Annotated in this window: 11 protein-coding genes and 3 pseudogenes; 12 read left to right on the top strand and 2 right to left on the bottom strand. The window is 38.6% G+C overall.

Features of this window, described 5'->3' with window-relative positions; translation table 11 throughout:
• Window positions 1-310 precede the first annotated feature (310 nt).
• The 12 genes and pseudogenes from AACQ38_RS02435 (at window position 311) to AACQ38_RS02385 (ending at window position 15,411) form a co-directional block, all read left to right on the top strand.
• The gene (locus tag AACQ38_RS02435; protein ID WP_165577338.1) at window positions 311-1,648 is read left to right on the top strand and encodes a sensor histidine kinase; all 1,338 of its coding nucleotides are present in this window, start codon (window positions 311-313) and stop codon (window positions 1,646-1,648) included.
• The gene (locus AACQ38_RS02430) at window positions 1,648-2,274 is read left to right on the top strand and encodes a response regulator transcription factor (RefSeq protein ID WP_165577337.1); all 627 of its coding nucleotides are present in this window, start codon (window positions 1,648-1,650) and stop codon (window positions 2,272-2,274) included. Before AACQ38_RS02435 ends, AACQ38_RS02430 begins: the two co-directional genes overlap by 1 nt.
• A gap of 107 nt (window positions 2,275-2,381) precedes the next feature.
• On the top strand, window positions 2,382-2,870 hold the full coding sequence (locus tag AACQ38_RS02425) for a GlcG/HbpS family heme-binding protein (protein ID WP_165577336.1): 489 nt from the start codon (window positions 2,382-2,384) through the stop codon (window positions 2,868-2,870).
• 173 nt (window positions 2,871-3,043) lie between these two features.
• Window positions 3,044-3,190: pseudogene (locus tag AACQ38_RS24000) on the top strand (ISAs1 family transposase); the annotation flags it as partial.
• 348 nt (window positions 3,191-3,538) lie between these two features.
• A complete protein-coding gene (locus AACQ38_RS23995) occupies window positions 3,539-3,652 on the top strand; it encodes a lariocidin family lasso peptide (protein ID WP_434086433.1) in 114 nt (37 codons plus the stop codon).
• 146 nt (window positions 3,653-3,798) lie between these two features.
• Entirely contained in the window at window positions 3,799-4,260 is a 462-nt protein-coding gene (locus tag AACQ38_RS02415) for a hypothetical protein (protein ID WP_165577335.1), read from the top strand.
• A complete protein-coding gene (locus AACQ38_RS02410; protein WP_165577334.1) occupies window positions 4,244-4,723 on the top strand; it encodes a lasso peptide biosynthesis protein in 480 nt (159 codons plus the stop codon). Before AACQ38_RS02415 ends, AACQ38_RS02410 begins: the two co-directional genes overlap by 17 nt.
• The gene (locus AACQ38_RS02405) at window positions 4,710-6,626 is read left to right on the top strand and encodes an asparagine synthase-related protein (protein ID WP_165577333.1); all 1,917 of its coding nucleotides are present in this window, start codon (window positions 4,710-4,712) and stop codon (window positions 6,624-6,626) included. Before AACQ38_RS02410 ends, AACQ38_RS02405 begins: the two co-directional genes overlap by 14 nt.
• Before the next feature lie 2 nt (window positions 6,627-6,628).
• Window positions 6,629-8,245, top strand: coding sequence for an ATP-binding cassette domain-containing protein (locus AACQ38_RS02400; protein ID WP_165577332.1), 1,617 nt, complete (start codon window positions 6,629-6,631; stop codon window positions 8,243-8,245).
• A gap of 205 nt (window positions 8,246-8,450) precedes the next feature.
• The gene (locus tag AACQ38_RS02395) at window positions 8,451-9,836 is read left to right on the top strand and encodes a clostripain-related cysteine peptidase (RefSeq protein ID WP_165577331.1); all 1,386 of its coding nucleotides are present in this window, start codon (window positions 8,451-8,453) and stop codon (window positions 9,834-9,836) included.
• A gap of 589 nt (window positions 9,837-10,425) precedes the next feature.
• Window positions 10,426-13,698 carry a pullulanase-type alpha-1,6-glucosidase gene (gene pulA / locus AACQ38_RS02390; RefSeq protein WP_165577330.1) on the top strand — a complete coding sequence of 1,091 codons (3,273 nt, stop codon included), beginning with the start codon at window positions 10,426-10,428 and terminating at the stop codon, window positions 13,696-13,698.
• 459 nt (window positions 13,699-14,157) lie between these two features.
• Entirely contained in the window at window positions 14,158-15,411 is a 1,254-nt protein-coding gene (locus AACQ38_RS02385; RefSeq protein WP_165577329.1) for a glycerophosphodiester phosphodiesterase, read from the top strand.
• A 101-nt stretch (window positions 15,412-15,512) separates the two neighbouring features.
• Here the strand turns inward: AACQ38_RS02385 and AACQ38_RS02380 are convergent.
• Both AACQ38_RS02380 and AACQ38_RS02375 read right to left on the bottom strand, forming a co-directional pair.
• Window positions 15,513-15,713 (bottom strand): annotated as a pseudogene (locus tag AACQ38_RS02380) (IS6 family transposase); the annotation flags it as partial.
• 59 nt (window positions 15,714-15,772) lie between these two features.
• A pseudogene (locus AACQ38_RS02375) lies at window positions 15,773-18,334 on the bottom strand (Tn3 family transposase); the annotation flags it as partial.
• Window positions 18,335-18,555 lie beyond the last annotated feature (221 nt).

The raw sequence follows: 18,555 nt of genomic DNA, 5'->3' as shown, positions 1-18,555 counted from the left end.
TTGACATGATATTAAGAGCTTTGACAGGGGTTATCGTAAACCCATATCTGGGGTCTATCTGTCGAAATAATTTGATCAGGAGCTAAAATATGCTTAGACAAAATAAGCTAGAGCTGGAGTTTCATTTACCATAGCCAACTATTTATTTTAAGAAATGTTTTGATGAAATAATCACGCTATAATGAATTTTAATATGCTGCTCAATGCCAAATGTTCTCTAGAATTCAACTCATTCTGTTTAATAGCCGTTTCCTTTATATATTCTGACTGTATTTTAACGTCATGAAAGATATTTTTTTCAGGTAATCATATGTGGCATTTTTTGGCGTGGATTGTGTTAACAGGTTTGACTATTTGGGGAATGATTAATCATTCACTAAATCAGAATTATCAACAACAAACAGTTTCATTTAATATTCTTTATCGAGAGCTGAGTGAAAAGCTGGCACAACATGACGCGATTGTATCGCTAACGGATACTAATATCGAATTGGAGCAGCTACAGGAAAACTTTCCACAAATCGTCGGATTACAAGAGATGCCAATGAATGTATTAATATTCCCTATAATCAGTGAAGAGGAAGAGGGAAGATATTGGCTTAATAGTAAACGTGATAATATCCGGTTATTAATAGATCTTAATATCCTGATAAAAGATCTATCATTATTGTCACAATTTCGAATGGTACAACTGGATTGGAATAATCGCCCATTGATTACGTATGGACTGGAGAAAGATCACTATTTTTGGCGCTGGGAGAAAAAGTTAACCAATCGTTTTCAGCCTTTTGTGCTTAAAGTGGGTAACGATCAACAATGGTCTAAAATTCCGTGGGGTTATATTGCTTGTCTGAGCTTTTTATGGGCAGTGATTATCTGTTTTATCTTTTTAATTCAGAAGAATAAAAGGTTGAGGAAAATTTCTGATTTACGAGCACATTTCTTTGAATTTACCCGATTAAATACAATGGATGAAGTGGCAACAGGTGTTGTTCATGAATTAAATCAGCCTTTGACTGCGATTATGAGTTATAACCAAACCGCATTGCGGTTAATGAAAAAGCAGCAATATGATAAAGTGACGCCAATATTGGATTCATCAATTTTGCAAACTCAACGCATCGCAAATTTATTAACGCAATACCGTCAAAAACTGACGACCGGTAATATTATTTTACAACCTGTGAATATTCAAACGATATTAGGTCGAGTTGAGATATTGCTCGAAAATGAAATTAAGGTCGGTAAGATCAAGATAATAAAGCATATTTGTGATGAACTACCAATGATATCTGCCGAACCGCTGTGGATTGAACAAATATTTCATAATTTAATCAGCAATGCCATTCAGGCACAGCAAGAGCAAGGTCGGTCAGAATATCAAAATTGGATCTGTATTGATATCACCTATATCGATGACATGATAAAAATCATGATAACAGATGGTGGCCCTGGATTAAGTGATGAAGCTTTAAAGAACGTGTTTATTCCATTCTTCACAACACGCCAGCAAGGTATGGGGTTGGGAATGACGTTAACAGAAACATTAATTCATAAACTTGGTGGCGATATTAATGCTGAAAATTGTGAAACAGGAGGAGCGCGTTTTATTATTTGGTTACCAACTAATAAAGGTAAGGAGAAATAATGGCGACAGTAATTTATCTTATTGATGATGATGAAGCAATCCGTGACTCATTATCTATGTTATTAGAAACAATGAATTGGCAGGTAAGTTCATTTCCTGGTGCGCAAGAATTTCTTGATAGAATTGATAGCGAGAATATTGCAGTGCTTCAGGGGTGTATTTTATTGGATATTCGTATGCCGGGAAAACCTGGATTGGCATTGCAGGCCGATCTTTTAAAATTTAATAGTACATTACCGGTTATTATCATGACCGGACACGGAAATATTGATATTTGTCGTCGCGCTTTTAAAAACGGTGCTTTCGAGTTTTTAACCAAACCTATTGATGCAGATTTATTAATTGAAACAGTTTCAAGTGCATTATTATTTCATCAGAAAGTATTTAGGCAACGTCAGATATATGAGCAGTTGAAAACGAAATTTAGCCAATTATCTGAACGTGAAAGGGAAGTGATGAAAATTATTTTGGAAGGTAAAACCAGCAAACAAATTGCTCAACAGTTATCGTTATCACCACGTACTATTGAGGTTCATCGTGCCAATATATTTCATAAATTGGATATACATTCTTTACCACAGTTAGTCAAAGAGTATGAATTATTTAAGTCATTATCTTATGACTAAGTATTTCTACTGAGTCGAATAAGTAATTGGCCGAATAGCTATAGCCGATAAATCTCATTAAGTTAGAACAGGATAATTCATCAACTTAAACTTAATGAGGTTTACCTATGAAACATTCTCTTTTCTATACTGTTTTGGTAGCAGGTTTATTCGCTCAATCTGCTTTTGCTTCATCACTAATTACTGAACGTAATATTACTCTTGAGGTAGCAAATAAATTAGCTTCTGAAGCAATTCAATCTTGTGCGGCTAATAACTACAACGTAACGGTTTCTGTTGTTGATAAAAGTGGGGTTCTGAAAGTGGTTCAGCGTATGGATAAAGCCGGATTGCATACCGTTGATGCGAGCAAAATGAAAGCTTATACCGCGTTATCTACTCAGAGAACGTCAGAGGACGTAATGAAAACGGCGCAATCAAATCTTGGTGCTCAATATTTAGGGGATATTCCAGGCTTCCTATTACTTGGTGGTGGTGTTCCTGTTAAATCTAGTGATAATCAAGTGATTGGTGCAATCGGTATTGGTGGCGCTCCGAGTGGCTCTTTAGATCAACAGTGTGCTTTTGATGCAATTCAAAAGGTTTCATTGGACTAAAATATTAATTCCTACAATTTTAATAATAATATTAAAATGTCATTAATCTATTATAGGGAATTAATATCTTACAAGATAATATTTTTTCATAGGATGAAAAATTAAAAATAAATTTAAGTTTCTTAGCAAAAACCGTTGTAAACCCCCGTCCAGTGCGGACGGGGATATCGGGGAAAGAGGCGCTGGTTTCTATCGATACTATGGAGTGTCAAACCCAGATAGCGCGGGAACTCCTTGATGCCGGGGCAGATTATTTGTTAAGTGTCCAAGATAATCAAAAACATCTCCACCGAGCGATTCAAAAGGCGTTAGAAACTCAACCGAGAAAATGCAGTGGAAAATATCGCGATATTGAAACGAATTGAATCGAATATACTGAAATAAGAAGGCAGAAAATTAAGTATAAGAAAGAAACGTATACGAGCCTGGATGAAAACTTAATTTCTGGAACAAGTATTATAAGCGGGATTTTCTAATCTGGATAATATTTGATCATTCATTGATGCCCCTTATGTTTTTAAGTTGAAATATAAAAATAACTCGCAGTAGTCATAAAAGTGTCATAAAAATAATACAATTTAAGATAGATCTCTGATAAGAATTATTGTACTTTAACCTTGAACTTGATTTTAAGGTTCTTACATTAAAATTAATCTGGAGTATAAATTATGAAAACTCAAAAACCTTTAGTTAAGATTTATGGCTCATTTATTTCTATCACTTTACGTAAAAAAGCGGCACCTGCTGATGGTATGCATGCAAGAGGTGTTCGTCGCGGATAAACTTTAAAAATAGGGATAAGTAAGGAGCGCAGAAATTATAAACCTTATTTATCTCTTATGATTTATTGTATGCACTATATACCCTATGGATTTCAAGATGGATCGCGACGGCAAGGGAGTGAATCCCCGGGAGCATAGATAACGATGTGGCCGGGGTGAGCGAGTGCAGCCAACAAAGAGGCGTATATACCCTATGGATTTCAAGATGCATCGCGGCGGCAAGGGAGCGAATCCCCGGGAGCATAGATAACGATGTGACCGGGGTGAGTGAGTGCAGCCAACAAAGAGGCAACTTGAAGGATGACGGGTATACATTGGAATTTACATTAGATATGAATAATACAGAAGAAAAATTCTTTATAAAGAAAAGTAATGTAATCTTTACAGATTTAGATGAACAAGAAATAATATTATTGGATAAAGATAATGATATATACATTGGGTTAATTGGTGCAGCAAAAGATATTTGGACTTGTGATATGGAAGTCATCTCAATATCTAAAATCATTAAGGAGTTACAAATAGATAATGATGCCGATTTAGATAACTTAAAAGAAGCCCTTTACTTATTAGAACAAAAAGGATTGATATTTGAATATACTATCTAATGAAATGAATATGCTTCTAAATATACATAAGTTTATCAAAGCAATGAGTATCTTAGAAAATAGCAATTTAGTTTATACAAGATTAAGCATGCAATTTTATGAAGATTATTTAAAAAAAAGACAGAAAAACAATATATTAGACCTTAATAAAAAAGTCTTCCATATAAAAAATTTTTTGAAAAAAATGCATGATAAAAATGGTATGTACAAAGAAGATAGTACTTGTTATACGCTATCACTTTGTATACAACTATATTTGTATTCAAATGGTTATGATTCAAAATTAATTTATGGGTTAACGAAAATTGACCAAAGAATCTTTGGACATGCATGGATTGAATTAAAAGACTCTAGATTTAATAAAGAAGTATTGTTTAATCCAGGCCGAGTAGCTTTAAATGAAATGAAAATAATTGATTCTAAGATAATGGTTGAGGATTTATTAAATTATGTCTCTAAATGAAAATAAATCGTTCTGGATTGTCACAAATTTAGAAAATCAAAATAATGATATTTACGTTAGAAACGTAAAAAATTTCTATGAAAATTTGAGTGATAGCCATGATTTTATAAAATATGAAGAGCAAAATCATTGTTACATTGCTATATCTTCAAAAATCAAACCACTAATTAGTTATATAAATAACAAAAAAATCATTTTAGACGGATGGATAAAAGAAGAAAGTCTAAATTCAATCATAACAGGCAAAGAAAATAATGAAATATACGGAGAGTTCTCTCTAGCATATTTCAACAATGAAGGATTGAATTTTTGTACAGATTTTTATTCATCAATACCAATATATTACTTTCAGAATAAAAACCACTATATCATAACGAATGACATAAGGGCCATTATTGTATATAGCGAATTTACGGTAGATGTAAATTTTGAATCAGTCTTATATCACCTTGGTAATGATATTGCTATAGGTGAAAATGAATTGCCAGACAATAATACCTTCTTTATGAAAATAAAGAAGGTACCTAAAGGAAGCAAGTTAACTATAAAAAATAATAAATTATCAATAAAAGAAATTATTGATTATAATTTTGAAATTGATACATCAAAATTTATCAAAAAAGACTTTATAAGTCAGTTTAAGGAAAAATTTAAAGAATCAACAATAGATAGAATGAATAATGGTTTAACTGCAATTCATTTTAGCGGCGGATTAGATTCAGGAAGTATATTAGCAACAGCAATAGAAAACGATTTAAATTATTTATGCGTTAACATAGGTTTTAAAAATAATGATTTAATGTATAGTCAAGACTCGGAGATAGTAAAAAAAGTATCAAAACGTCTGGATAAACCTTCTTATATTTTATGGGCTGATAATACCTTAAGGTTTCAAAACAACTTAATAGATAACGATCCCCTGTTATATATCGATGGGCCAGAGCCACGTTCGAATAGTTTAGCATGCCTACAAGTAGATCAATTAATAAATGAGTTAGGTGCTGTTCAGGCAATAACGGGGGAGTCCGGTGATGTGATTTTAGGTGAACAATTTGATGAAGTAATATTAGATTCTTTAATTAAATTTGACTCTGCTAAAAATGCATTTAATTTATTTAAAATAATAAATGAACAGCAAAGAGTATCTCCTTACAATATAAAATATTATATAAATCTCTATAATCTTTTTTTATCTAAATTTAATAATAAATTAGCAAAAAGAACATATGTGAAGACGCAGTGGAAAGATGAAATAGTTAAGGCTCCAGAATATATTTGTCAATCAAAAAATTTTTCAACTAACAAACTATACAGTGATCAATATAAAAATATGCTAGATGGACATAGGTTTATGTTAGACTTTTTGTGGCCAAAAGCCAAGTACTTTGATTCTTTGAGTTTAAACAGCCCTATGACTCATCCTTTTTTAGATTTAAGACTAGTAAATCTCGTTTTTAAAATACCACCGCATGAGCATTTATACATCGAATCAATTAAGTATGGTTCATACTTTTCAAGTAAAAGATTAGCCAGAGAATCATTCAAACAAACATTACCTGAAATATTTAAATTTAAAAAGGAAAAAACATCCTATGAAGGAATGACAAAAAAAATACTATTAAATTCCAAGCCAGGGTTAAATGAATTATTCCTTTCTTTTGATAGTTGTTTAGTTTATAAGATGGGATTAGTAGATAGAAAAAAATTCATAGAAGCTCTTACTATATATTTATTAAAAGCAGAAGATGGAAATTCAACCTTTGACGAAAATTATCAATTTATACACAGTGTCATTACTCTTGAAATATGGTTAAGAAATATTACTATGGAGAAGAATAAGCTTATTGAACGAATTAAACCAAGAAAAATCAACATGAAAATTGACGTTGAGAAGATTAATTAATTATGAATAAATATTTAATACCTAAAAATATCTTCAATATATTATTAAATGGCAAAAAAAAATATTTAATTCTTATTGTGTTTTTTCAAATAGCACTAGGTATTTTACCTGCTGTTATTTTATATTTAATGGGTTCTGCAATTAACAGTTTAAATGATGAAAGCATATATTTAATGATAATATTATTTTTATGCATATTAGTTGTTTTTACTGAAATAATTGAAATTATTGAAGCAGTTGCATCAAGTATAATAAGTGATTTTGCTAAGAAAAACGTAAGAGAACTTCTAATAAAAAAATCCTCATCACCTAATAGTATAAACCATCTTAATGAAAAAGAATTTCAAAATAACTTTTATTTAACTGAGTTAAAAATAGATCATATATCAGATTTTATTGGCGATATTTCACAGTTTATGACTGGCTTTATAAGTATACTTTCAATTTCCACCTTATTGTTTAATTTAGATTGGTGGATACCTTTTACAATTATAATTGGAATGTTTCCTATTATTTATGCAAGATTCAAAGCCGAATCAAAAATTTGGGAAATTGAAACCCACTTTTCTTCTGAATTTAGTCATATATCTAAATACTATGAATGTTTAACCAGATTTGAATCCTCATATTCTATAAGAGTTGATAACTTTAGAAAAATTTTATTTTCAAAATGGGATTACACCTATAATCTAATATTGAATAAAGTATTTAAAGAGCGATTTAATGGGATTTTATTTTTAATCTTTTGTTCTATACCGGGTTTATTTTTATTAATTTATACACTATATAAGACAAGAGACAGTATTGACCCTACACCTGGAAATCTAATGATTATATTCGGTTCTATTCTTCAAATTAGAACTAGTCTAACAATACTTATAGCCAATTTCTCACAACTTATTTATGGGCTTTTATCAACATTATCTCTTGATAAAATTGAAAACTCAAACTATCATTATAATGATATAGTATTTAGAAATGATGATGAAAATATTATATTCATGAAAAATGTTGATTTTTCATATAGTGAGAGCAAAGATAAAGTGTTAGATAACATCAATTTGAAATTCAAAAAAAATCACACATATATACTTGATGGTGAAAATGGAAGTGGTAAAAGCACATTTACTAATATAATTAGTGGGTTGTATTCAAATTTTTCTGGTGAAATTTTTTCAAATATTCAAACTGATAAAATATTGTATATTTCTCAAAATTTTAAACCTTTACCTATTACATTTAGAGAATTTATTGATCCTTTTGATAAATTCAACAATGATGAGATTATTAGGGTCTTACGTATTTTTGAATTAGATTTTATATCTGAAATAAACCTTAACTACTACTTAGTTGAAGGTTTTGAAGATTACTTAAAATTATCAGGAGGGCAATGGCAAAGACTTTTAATGGCAAAATCATATTTAAATTATTTTAATTACGAGCTAATTTTACTGGATGAAATAAATTCAGCGTTAGATTCAAAAGGTAACAATCTATTTTATATGCTTATAAATTATTTAAATTCAAAAACAACTTTAATCATAATTAGTCATAAAAAAATAGCAAGTCATTTAAATGTAAAGCCTATTAAAATTAAGCTTACTAAAAAAAGAAGATAATATTATGAGTATTCTAAATAGTTCGATGATGAAAATATTTCAAGGTTTTTAGGAGACATAGATAAAAAGTGGCTGAATTATATTTTAAACTCTTCTGAAGTATCACAATTAGTGTTTTACGATAATAATGTGCTTATTGGTGCTATTGGAATTTTCTTACCAAATAGTGAACGTAAATATTATTCTATACCTTATGGATTTCAAGATGCTTCGCGACGGCAAGGGAGCGAATCCCCGGGAGCATAGCAATAGTTTCTTTAAACCAATAGAAATGCACTTTCTTTTTTTAGAAAAAATGGATGGAAATTTTAAGGTATTGAGGATAACGAATATGTCAAAATTTTCTTTGAAAAATAAAATATTTTACATCATGAGTGTTTTTTTATTGTCTTTTTCAGTTGCTCTTTCAATGAAGATTAGCCATGCATCATCTAGAACAAATGATATTGACACTCTTTTTATCTATATTATAGGCGGAGATATGGAATCCGATTTTAAAATGGCGACTGATGATATTCAGGAGATACTTTCTGCCAAAAAACCTGATAATTTAAATATAATAATTCAAACTGGAGGCTCTTTAAACTGGCATTCATCACAAATAAAAAACAACTATATTCAGAGATGGAAAGTTGTTAATAATAAATTAGCGCTAATAGAGCAACTCCCTAATGCAAATATGGATGATCAAAATACTTTATCATCTTTTATAAAATGGGGATTGGAACACTTCCCTTCTAATTCATATTATATTTTCTTTTGGGGACATGGTTTAGGGGCAGCAGGTGGTTATGGTGGCGATGAGAATTATGGTAATAAAAAAATGAGTATAGGTGATATGGCACTTGCATTTAAAAACAGTTCGATTAAACAAACTACATTTGAAATAATTGGATTTGATAACTGCAAAATGGCTAATATCGAAACAGCATATGCTCTTAAATCTTACGGTAAATACCTGGTTGGTTCAGTTGATTACACGCATAAGAATGGATGGAATTATAAAGATATTATTGAATCGTTTAGTTTATATTCTTCTTCAGAGGCCATTGCATCAAAAATTTTATCATCTTATATAGAACAGTCTATCACCCAAATCGGTGCTTCTGATGATATTCAAGGCTCTGTGATAAATTTAAATCAAATAAAAGATGTTGCCGAATCCGTTGATAGGATATTTTATAAATTATCTTCTCATATAAAAGATCCAAGCTATATTTATAAAATAAACAAATCAAGAAGGGTTACCGAAGACTATGAAGATGAGGCAAACATGATTGATTTATATGATTTTGTAAAAAACATTAAAACCGAATTTCCGAACACTCTATCTGATATGGATTTAACTTCACTAGAAAATTCTATTAGCAAATCAATTTTGCTGAACATGAAAACACCTGAGCATCTAAAAGGTAAAGGTTTATCAATATATTTTCCTTTACATAATATTTGCGACTATCCAGACTTCTTAGAGAAATATTTTAATAACACTAATGACTTTTCTACAAATTATAAATATAACATTTACAAATATTTTTTAATAAATGATGAAATTAAATGCAACGAAGTTATTCTGAAATCCAATAATTAAATAAAAAATCCCCGAATTGAGCGTCGGTGATTGGCAGAACAAGATTCAACACAAATTTTCCCGGACAATGGTGGTTGATGAAAACTAAGCGATCATTGTTGAGACGCTGAAATCGGTAAACATGATGAAGAATCACCATATATATTCTATGGATTTCAAGATGCATCGCGACGGCAAGGGAGCGAATCCCCGGGAGCATAGATAACGATGTGACCGGGGTGAGTGAGTGCAGCCAACCAAAGAGGCAACTTGAAGGATAACGGGTATATAAAATAGTTCTACTGTGTTTTATGCTACTTGCTTGATATTACCGGTGGTAACGGAAGTTAGTGAGTAATAACAGTAAGTTGACAGCAGATTTAATATCTGGAGTAATTTATATAAATTCACACCAGCCTTATGTAATAAAAGATCATTACATTATTATTGTGCGCAATATCACGAAAAAGTATCTCCTCCTAACTCCTCCTCCCTCTTAGTATCAAAGCTAGGAGGATGCTGACTCATCTGAGACATTATTTAATATTTCATTCCTATTTTATTAACAATAATATCGGCGACGATTTATTTCTATTAAAAAGGTCTGATTATGGTAGCTCCCTTCTGGAAAAGGGCTTACCTGGCCCTATTAAGCAGTACATTCGTTTTGCTACTGGCTAGCTGTGATAACAATCGTTCTTTACCCAAAACCCCGGAGAAACCGATGGCGCATATCCCTAATAAAGTACCCAGTGAAGCTGCCACTGCCGGCAATTTTCAGGCAGTGATCCACTTGGTGGACATTGCTAAATTAAGTCAAAGCCCAACAACGAACCGTGACTACAGTACCAACACCCTCTACTTATGGAACGATAAAAATTGTGATGCCTTGGCTTCCCTTTCATCAAGCTGGAACGACACCAGTGCAACTCCTACGGGTAGCGATAGTTATGGGCCTTACTGGGTGATACCGTTAACCAAGAACGAGGGCTGTATCAATTTTATCGTGCGTGATGGTAACAACAATAAATTGATCGACAGTGACCTGAAAATCTCCTTCTCCGATTTCAGTAACCGTACCGTCTCTGTGATACCCGGCAATTATCAAATCTATGGCAGTCGTGCGGCAGCCTTTAATTCCGTGTTTGGTGTTTCTCAGGCTTCAGCACATTGGGTTGATAACCAGACGCTGTTATGGTCGGGTGGCGCGGATAAGCCCTATGTCCGCTTATATTACAACCGGAATGGCAAGGTGGAAGCTAATGATGAAGGAAATTTCATCGATAGCTATCTGACGTTAACGCCGACGACTCTGAGCCAGAAGACGGCTGAGCGATTCCCGCACTTGAAGAAGTTAACAGCGTTCCGCCTGCCAGAGGACACGGATGTTGATACACTGCTTACCGGTGAGTTGGTGGCGTTGGCGACCAATGAAGCTGGCTTGCTATTGTCGGCGACTCAAGTACAAACGGCTGGTGTGCTGGACGACCGCTTCGCTAACGTTGCTGACACACTGGAATATGGAGCACTAATCAACGATACCGGTGTTACCTTCCGCTTGTGGGCACCGACTGCTCAGCATGTTGGGTTGGTTATCTATGATGCAAATAAACAGATCATTGCCAATCATGCAATGAAGCGTGATCCTGCTAGTGGTTCTTGGTCATGGCAAGGTGATAAAGAGCTGGTTGGTGCTTACTACCGCTATGCTTTAACGGTATACCATCCATATTCCCGTCATGTGGAGCATTATGAGGTTACCGATCCCTATTCCCATAGTTTGTCTACCAATTCGGAGTACAGTCAAGTCATCAATTTGGATGACGAGGCACTGAAACCACAAAATTGGGATAGCCTGATCATGCCGCGTTCGCAAAATACACCGGCTGACATTGCGCGTATGACCATATATGAAGCTCATATTCGTGATCTCTCTGTTGCAGATGGCACGGTAACAGAAACTTGGCGAGGTAAATATCTGGCTCTCACCGCTGACAACAGCGATATGTTCAAACACCTTAAGACATTGAGTCAGGCAGGGGTTACTCATATGGAGCTATTGCCGGTATTCGATGTGGCTTCCATTAATGAATTCAGCAATGAAGTGGCTGATCTGAATCACCCGTTTAGCCGTTTGTGCCAGGTTAACCCAAGGGTGAAAAATAGCCGCTTCGCGAATTATTGCAGTGGTTCACAGACTGTGGGTGAGGTATTGCAGGCATTGCAGCGCGGTGACAACGCCAATAACCCGCAGGTACAAGAGCTGAATGCAATGATTGCAGAAACCGACTCCTACAACTGGGGCTACGATCCGTTTCATTACTCGGTACCGGAAGGTTCTTATGCTACAGATGCGGAAGGTTCGGTACGTATAAACGAGTTTCGCGCCATGATTCAGGCCATCAAGCAACAATTGGGGATGAATGTGATCATGGACGTGGCGTATAACCATACCAACGCAGCCGGGCCGGCGCACCGATCCTCAGTATTAGATAAGGTAGTGCCTTGGTACTATCATCGTTTGGATGAGATCACGGGCAATGTTGAATCTAACACTTGTTGTCACGATACGGCTCCAGAGCACCGCATGTTCGCTAAACTCATTGAAGACTCGTTGGTGACTTGGGTTAAGGACTATAAAATCGACGCGTTTCGATTTGACTTAATGGGCTACCATCCCAAGGCGCAGATGTTATCGGCGCTGGCAAAAGTACGCGGAATTAACCCATCGGTCTATTTCTTTGGTGAAGGTTGGAACTCCGGGCAGGATGACCGTTTCGAGATTGCTTCACAGATTAATCTTAAAGGCACTGGAATTGGTACTTTCTCTGATCGACTGCGCGACGCGGTACAAGGTGGTGGACCGTTTGATTCCGCTGACACTATTCGTATTAATCAGGGGGTGGGCAACGGTGCGGGAACGTTACTGAACGAAATGGCTTGGTTAGATGTTAATGAGACGCGTCATCTGGCGGATCTGGTACGTCTTGGCATGGCGGGCAATTTGGCTGATTTTGTGCTGATTAATAAAGATGGGGCGGTAAAAACGGGTCGGGAAATTAACTACAAAGGGGCTATAGCCGGTTATGCCGCTGATCCAATTGAGGTGATTAATTATGTCTCTAAGCACGATAACCAAACGCTGTGGGACATAATCAGCTACAAAGCGGCCCGTGAGGCGAATCTGGCAACACGGGTTCGTATGCAGGCAATATCCCTCGCCACGACATTCCTTGGACAAGGATTGGCCTTTGCTCAACATGGATCGGAGCTACTACGTTCAAAATCTTTTACCCGTGATTCCTATAATTCCGGCGATTGGTTTAACCGTGTTAGCTACACCTACCAGGATAACAACTATGATGTTGGTATGCCGGATCAGCGTGTTGATGGCGAAAATTACGCATTGATTGAAAAAGTGAAAAATGTGGTAGATAAACCGGGCCGGACTGAATTATTACAGATGACGGCTTTTTATCAGGAATTGCTGCGTTTGCGTCAATATTCACCACTGATGACGCTTGGTGATGGTACATCGGTTAAACAACGTGTTGATTTCCGTAACGTTGGGCCGCATCAGCAGCTTGGCTTGTTGGTGATGACCATAGATGACGGTAATACTACGGGTGATGATCGTGATTCGCGATTTGACGGTTTGGTGGTGATGATTAATGCGGCTCCGTATCCTGCCACAGTAAGAGATCTTAACGTCAGAGGGTTAAAGTTGAATGATATTCAGAGGGAACTGGGCCACACATCTCTGGCGGCGGGGACCAGAATTGCGAAAGATGGCACGGTCACGCTGCCAGCTTGGTCAGTAGCAGTGCTGGTTCTACCGCAATATGGGAAGCGTGGTATCGGTTTGCCTGTCCGTAGAAAGTAACGCGTAGGAATTTTCCATTGTTTACATCGGGCGGTTTGTCTAGACCGCCCATTTTTACCTTGAAAGGGTACTCCTGCTACTTTTCTTGTTGATGGGGTTCTGCGCCGGAAACCTAGATTTTTCCGCGGTCAGCAACGGCGGGGTTGTCCCACAAACGACCGATTGAGTGACAACGGCTAAATGACGAGAGCATGAAAAACCCTGGGGCAGTAGTGAGTTATGCTGCCATCACTGATTCCTGAGCCTCTCCACCACATGGATCGTCCATCGAGAATCACGGATACCAGCAGGCAAATTTTGCCAACCTCCCTCTGTTAACGCGACACAACCGACGAATGAATGTCATGTGCCGGTATTAGCTACAAATGAAAAATGCCATAACTTTGAGCGAAAATTGATATTTTTTAGACGGTGACTACGTTTAAAATTCAATAAATTAGAAATAAGAGAGATTGAGACATGAACGTTTCCCCTACTTCCATTTATACGACATCAGCTATTCACAAAATCGACGAGCAAGCTGACCTTATTTTAACCCGGTTGAATGAGAGCGAAAAACAAACAATGCTGGAAAACCGAAGTTACAGCGAAATGCTGAAAGAGCGTACAGGTCATCATTTGCTGCTGACGGCCCATCGCGGAACCGGTCCCACCAGTGTGTTTGGCTCCTCTTTCCCGGACAAGTACCTGCCGGAAAATACTTTACAGGCGATCAAGGCAGCCATTCTGCAGGGGGCTGATGCCATCGAAATCGATATCTTCAAATCTGGGGACGGCAAAGTGGTCGTAACCCATGATGATGAAATCTGGCGTAATGCTTTTCAGGTGGAAAGGAGCGGTATCCAATTGCCTGAAGGGGAAACGACCGAGTCCTATCTGGTTGGGCAAAAGACAGTAGAGGAATTGAAGCGCATTCCGCTTGGCCGCAATGGTGAAACCATGCCCACGTTGGCTGAGGTGATGGAACTGGTCAACGATGCTAACCAGACATTAACTCTGTATGGCAAAAACACCATTATCCTTAACATCGAGCTGAAAGACGCTGGCGCTGTCAACGAAACGCTGGACCTACTGGCTGATGATTTGGACGGGCACGCTTCTGCGCCGCTGGAAAGCATCGTGTTTTGTTCATTCAAGCACGAAGCGCTGAAGGAACTCAAGGAAAAGGCCGAGCAGCGAGGCATGTCCGGGATCAATATCGCGCCCGGAATCAAAACTGCAGACTTGTTTGGTAAGGATAATATGAACCCGGATTTTTCGCTAAAAGATCCGAATGCGGGCTACCACCCACAGGCAATGGATAATCTGCGCAAATTAGTGGAAGGGAATGATTTTCAGGGTTACGACGGCATTTTGTGGGACTTGCGTGAGCCTATTGTCGATCTTGCCGTTACTGGCAACAAGGCGATTCATGCATCAACATCGGATTTCCGCCAGTATGCAGACAACAGGGATTTCTCCCATTTGCTGCTCGAATTAAGTAATCGCGTCGATACTTTTTTCAAGTGTGATAATGTTGACGATGCTCGTAAGGTATTGTTGGAATCCAGCATCTTGCTTAATGGCATAGGCATTCAGATGATGTACAAGCAGAACTCCACTGGCGAGGATTACTTCTATTTTTACCGCCCAAACGACCAGCAGGATACCAGCGCGATTTTGCAGACTGGCGCGAAAAAACCGATTGCCTACTCTAAGCTGGAGCGTAATTAAGGATTTCGTCGCATTATGATTCTAATTGGCTCTGTCGCATTAGCAGCGCAGAATCAGGGGAAAGCACGTTGCTCATATTTCAGGCAGCTAGTAAATAGAATTCTGGTACCCTTATCCAGTAAGGGTACCAGACGAATACCCCAGCGGTGGAGCGTGGAATGGTCAACGATAATCCCGCGCTCTGCCATCATTTCTTCCAGGTTGCGCAGGCTCAGGGCATAAGTCAGATACCCGCGGACACACTGGGCGATAATATCAATGGGATAATGAAGTCGGCGGAAAGCTTTTCGGATCAGTAGCATCATAAAAAAACAGAATGTTACCTGATTAGCCGCTTAATGCGACAGAACCGATTTTTCCGTTACCCCAGTTTCAGCCCCGCAACCAGTGCATCCAGGTCAATAATTTCATTGCTGCTCTGGAAGGTGTAATGCCCATTCAACAAAATGTGCTGCCAGGCCACCGGTGATATCCGGGTCAGAGCCTCAATGCCTTTAGCGTTCCCTTCCGCTTCCAGTCGTTCCAGTAGTCGCGACATGATCGCGGAGTTGTAATAAACGATCGCGTTGGAGATCAACCGCCCGCACTGATTGCTGATTTCCGTTTCAAGGTCATTTTTCCCGGTTAACTCTTTCTTTCCGCCGACTTTTGATACTGCGGCGCGTAGCTGGTGATAAGATTCAATCCGGTTCTGGGAGCGACGGATATTGCGTTCCAGCTGCGGATCACGCAGATACTTCAGCGTGTAAATGCTACGAACCAGCCTGTCATACTCAAATACTGCCTGTCTTGTCGGATTGGTTGTTGTGTACGTGCACAATTTGCGGATCAGCGTTCCCTGCGTCATCTCCTTCAACCCCAGCGTGGCGACAATACGATCGAGATTGCTTTTTTCGCGGGTGATAAGATCCAGGTCAATCTGCCCGACGGGCTGAATCAGGCATTTTTTATAGGCCGACGGCTCTCTGGTGCAGTACAGTTCCTGCAGCTGCCTGTTCAGGTTGGTAAAATGAGGTTCAAAGCGCAGACCAAACCAGTGCAGGATCGCAAAGTTGGCTTTATTGATGCTGTGCATATCACCGGTGATGGCCGTGGGTTTCACTTCTGAGGTATTTCTGTACCAGGTATCAAATACATGGTGGCCTTCATATTCGTTTGTGCCAATCAGGTACCCGTAGATCGGGATGTGGTTACACAGCAGTGTGTAGGCCACCATACCTTTACCGCGGCCGAAATATTTACGTGAATGTCTGGCCTTTACTGTCGGTCGCTCAACGCCAAATTTTTGCCCGTCAACGGCGCCATAAAGGGTCTCCGGATCAAACGAATAGAGCGGGAAAATCGGCAGGACCTTAATGGCATCGGTGATACAGTCATTGGCTGCGAGCAACGACGCCAGGCGAAGGTACTGTTCGTACGTGGTCTCCAGTATATGGAACGGTATATCGCTGGTTCTCGCCATGACATGATTCATTGCCTGAGCAACAATGACCACCATCAGGCTGTCTGCATCAGCGTATTTTTTTGCATAACGGGGCTGCAGCGGCTTCATGGCGGGGAGGAACCGACACTGCTCGTTAACAAAGTGGAAGACGTCGGTTACATCGCAAAACGGTAGCTGCTCATAAAAACGCTTCTCCTGCGCCTTATGGCGACTGACCACGGATTTATGCCAGGTCAGTTTCTGCGTTTCTTTATCGTATTCCAGGTGTTTCAGCTTCCCCTGCTTCAGCTCCCGGTTGAACGCTTTCCATTGTCGGTGTAACTCGGACTCCAGCGCTTTGAGCTGCGTTTTAACTGGTTTCTGCAGAAAGGGGATGTTCATTTCAGCCAGCACAGCGGCCTGTTCCCCTTCCGGTACAAGTTCATCAGAAAGATGCTTGTGCCGGAGACTGTCGTTGAGGTGGAATTCACCTGACTGAAAGCGTTTTCTTATCTGCCGGTAGACCCAGAACTCATAGCGCCCGGCGTTCAGGCCTGCGGGTTCACCATCCTCGCCTGACTCCAGCAGGTACGGGCGTAGCCGCGCTGGTAATGTTTCCGGCGGGCATTCCTCAAGCGACCGCTGCGAAAGCGTCTGTTTTTTGCTGAACACCATTTTTAGCCAGCTCAGCGCTTCAGCCCACGGACTGTCCTGGACCACGCTGGTGAGGTCAAGTGACAGATATAATGGCCGCAGATGACGCCGGATTAATACCGTCATCCCGTCCACGGCCTGCCACTGCAGCGCCAGCTTACTAACGGGTTTCACACTCATGTGCTGTGCGGTGCTTTTTAGCGTCTCCCGCGGCATGATTTTCCAGGCACGACGACGGACTTCGCCAAAGGTGGTGGGGTCCGGAACGCTGTCGTCAACGTAAAGCGATAACAGCCGTCCGATTTTAGAGGTTTCACGGCGGTGTTTTTCCTGTATGTCAGCCATAAGCTGTTTAGCCACTCTGCGGCTTTCATCCTCAAGCTGTTTCATATGGAAAAACATCGCGTCCACTAGGTTGTCGCTGAACTGGCGATAGCGGATCCAGGCATAACACAGCAGATAAAGACGGGTCTGCTCCTGCTTCAGGTTGCGAAGATCGTAAACGGTATAGAAATTTGCCAGGCTGGTGTAATACAGCAGGTTTTGTTGGGAAATATTCAGTGCCGGCAGGATGTCGCAGGCTTTACGATGCAGCGGCTCCAGGATGGCTCGTTTTTCCCGTTCGTGGACCATCTGGCGCCAGCCAAAGTCACGCGCATCCTGCCTGAGGATCGCGAGTCGGGAAAGGGTATCATCTCGCTCAATCAGCTTGTCCAGACCGGAAATGGTGGCGTCATCAAGTCGCTCCGTCAGAATACGTCCAAGTCGCTGCCTTTCATCAGAAAGAACCCGGCTCACCAGTTCCTGGAGCGTGGTATAACCGGGGCGGATGATTTTATGCGCGTTTGATGATAATTGAGGCATTGTTTATCTCCTTATTATCTGTCTGCGCTAGCAGTTTTTGTTTTTCATCATGTTGCTGCTTTTTTCACAAAATTGGGTGGACTTATAAGCTTAATTTTCCCATTGGTCACAGCGCTGAATAGTTTAAAAGCCAGTAATTTGTGTTGACATAATAAAAAAATATGATGATATAGTTTTATTCGATTGTAAATTATACAAAATTC

Source organism: Photorhabdus sp. RW14-46 (genome assembly GCF_963887965.1).
Lineage (GTDB): Bacteria > Pseudomonadota > Gammaproteobacteria > Enterobacterales > Enterobacteriaceae > Photorhabdus > Photorhabdus laumondii.
This window is presented reverse-complemented; position numbering and strand designations above follow the sequence as displayed.